1 pseudogene is annotated in these 1,130 nt (G+C 58.1%); it reads right to left on the reverse strand.

Annotated elements, in window-relative coordinates:
• Positions 1 to 267: 267 nt before the first annotated feature.
• Positions 268 to 934, reverse strand: a pseudogene (locus tag L1069_RS23720) (IS110 family transposase); the annotation flags it as partial.
• Positions 935 to 1,130 lie beyond the last annotated feature (196 nt).

Consider the following 1,130-nt stretch of genomic DNA (forward strand, 5'->3'; position numbering starts at 1 on the left):
GGCCAATTATTGACCGATGCTGTTCGCAACTGAGATTTTTGCGTGGCTTGCGGAAGTCGCTCATATGTATCCGGCCTTTTTGTCGGCTCGCGGGCCGTTGCCACTGTGGGTTACGAACGCGCCTTGGTCTCATTACTGTCCGGATCTGTGACGACCCAATTGGCTCTCAGACTTTGGAGGCGTCGTTTCTCCGTTCCAAGCTATTCTCCTTCGCGAACTTCGGTGACCCTTTGCGCCCAGAGGCTCATTCCTGTTTGGCTCACAGGTTGAGCCATAGCGCAAAACACTCCATGCGGTGCGGGCCAGTTTGTTAGCCAAGGCAACGGCGGCCTTGTTATGCGGCATGCGGCCGACAGCGCTTCTTATCCAAGGTTCAAAGCCCAAAGCATCCCAGCGATGAGGGCGCATCAGGATGACATTGGCGGCCTGAACGAGCAGCATTCGCAAATAGCCATTGCCGCGCTTGCTGATCCGACCAAGGATTGTTCTCCCTCCAGTACTGAATTGGCGCGGCACGAGACCGACCTAATCGGCAAAGTCCCGGCCGCGGTCAAACACGTCGCCCTGGCCAATTGCCGCGACTATGGCAGTCGAGATCAGGCGGCCGATCCCCGGGATGGTCATAATGTTGGCGCTGTTCTCCTCCGACCGGCCGATCTCTTCTATTTCCGATGAGATCGCCTTGATCCTTTCGTCGATTCAGAGCCAGTCGCCATAGAGCACCAGGAGGGTGGTGCGCATCCGCGGTGAGATTTCTGCCCGCCGGTTTTCAAGGATCGCCTCAAACGAACTCTGCAGTGCATGTCTTCCAGCGCGCACGGTGATGCCTTGCTCAATCAAGAACGCCCGGATCTGATTGCTTGTCGCGGCGCGCCACAAGCCTGGAGCGCACGCGGTGCAGCGCTTGCAGGTCCAACTGATATTGGCTCTTTTCGGCAAGGCGAACGCGGGTCGTAGGCGCCTTTCCAGACGGAAAGTCCTGCCGGAACCTGGCCGCGGCCCGCCTGCGTCACATCGCCGGAACCCAATGGTCCACCCGCAAGTACATGAACATGACCCCGCTATTCGCGGACCAAACCCAAGGAGCCGTCGTCGCCTGAAGACCAAATGTGCGAAAGATATTTGACAGT

The sequence above is a fragment of the Leisingera sp. MMG026 genome (genome assembly GCF_021654205.1).
Lineage (GTDB): Bacteria > Pseudomonadota > Alphaproteobacteria > Rhodobacterales > Rhodobacteraceae > Leisingera.